This is a genomic window from Bacillus cereus group sp. Bc031, assembly GCF_027716265.1.
Lineage (GTDB): Bacteria > Bacillota > Bacilli > Bacillales > Bacillaceae_G > Bacillus_A > Bacillus_A paranthracis.
Genome location: NZ_JAQFUL010000193.1, coordinates 1 through 1,654, shown reverse-complemented (window position 1 = coordinate 1,654; position 1,654 = coordinate 1). Strand labels below are relative to the sequence as shown.

Sequence of the window (1,654 nt, the reverse complement as noted above, 5' to 3'; positions counted from 1 at the left end):
CTGTTGAATACAGAAATCATCTTCTTGATGCCGCCTAACTTTTTTTAAAATGTCCTTTACAAAGGGTACGGATTATTGTAGCAGTTTCTTTTTCTTTAAAAGTGGCAATTTAATGTTATCACTAATTTCTTGATTTTTAATTATACCACTATACTCATACTCTTCAATGAACGATTGAAGCATTTCTTTTGATACGTTAAATTCTTTGGCGAACACTTCAATTTCTTTCACTCGTTCTTCTTGCTCAAACTCATTGTATGTATCATCTACAGAATCTGCACTTGTCATAGTTGGAACGACTTTTCGTAAGAAACTTTTAATGAGATCCACTTTTAAACGTAGTTCCTCATTGTCTGCACGATTTAGTTCATCTTCAATCGTTTTAATGGTTTTTTCACGCTCTTCCTCATCATCAAAATTGATGTTACGGATTAAGTTCATAATATAGCTAACATTAATACGATCTGTGTGCATCAACTCAATAGAGAAGTCCACATTAGCTAAAATAGACTCTTTTACATCCTTTTTCTTTGTTTCATCATAGATTCGAAGATATTTACTCTTATAATCCTGATAAGTTTGTTCTTCGATTCCTAATTCTTCAGCATCAAATTCAAAATCAGTAAATGTTTGAAGGCTTACTAAATTTTTTGTTAGTTCTCGAAAGCTAACAATAAAATCATGCTTGTCTTCTTCGCGCTCTAACTGATCTACAGACGCAGGCGAATCAGCAAGAGCATATACGTTGGCAAGAGCTGCTTTAAACTGATTAAGATATTCCTCATAACTTTTCATTAGTACATCATTAACGCTGTCCGTCTCGGAGAATAAACGAATGGCTTCATCTGTATTTTCTTTTAGGTTTCGGAAACAAACTATGTTTCCATACGGCTTTGTAGCTTTATCAACTCGATTAGTCCGTGAATACGCTTGAACTAACCCATGATACTTCAGGTTTCGGTCAACATAAAGCGTATTTAATTTTTTACTATCAAATCCAGTTAAAAACATTTCAACCACAAGCAAAATATCAATTTGAGCTGTTTTAACCCCCTTGGATACATCTTTAAAATAACCTTGGAACTTATCTGTAGAGAAATTTTTACCAAATTGTTTATTATAATCAGTGATTATACGTTCTAAAGCATCTCTTGAATGTTCGTCACGACTTTCACTGTCTTCATTTGCTCCATAGGTAAAAATTCCTGTAATTTTGAGATTATGATCTAATTTCTTAAAGATGTCATAATATTTCACAAGCATCGGAATATTTTGGACAGTAAAAATCGCTGTATACCCTTTACTTTTAGCTCTTCGTTCATGATTGTCAATGATGTTCTGAGCGATTAGCTCTAATCTATCATCATGCATCCAAATTTCATCCGTTTCAATACCTTTCACACGGGACTTATCTTCTTCATAAAATTCGATATCCATTGTTTTAATATATTCCACCGAAAACCCGAGAACATTTCCATCTTGAATTGCATCCTTAATTAAGTAAGTATGTAAACATTTCTCGAATAAATCCGCTGTTACGCGTCCATCTTGACTTTTATTTTTCTCAAAACGGGGTGTACCACATGCCCATCAACTTAAGAACGAAAACAAAATGAACTTTCGTTCAAACAAACTAAAAAACACGTAATGTACT

The 1,654-nt window shown here is 33.2% G+C and carries 1 protein-coding gene; it reads right to left on the bottom strand.

What is annotated here, in order from left to right; all coding sequences use genetic code 11:
* Positions 1 to 72 precede the first annotated feature (72 nt).
* On the bottom strand, positions 73 to 1,437 hold the full coding sequence (locus tag PDQ33_RS28800) for a type I restriction endonuclease subunit R, EcoR124 family (RefSeq protein WP_270757107.1): 1,365 nt from the start codon (positions 1,435 to 1,437) through the stop codon (positions 73 to 75).
* Positions 1,438 to 1,654: the final 217 nt, after the last annotated feature.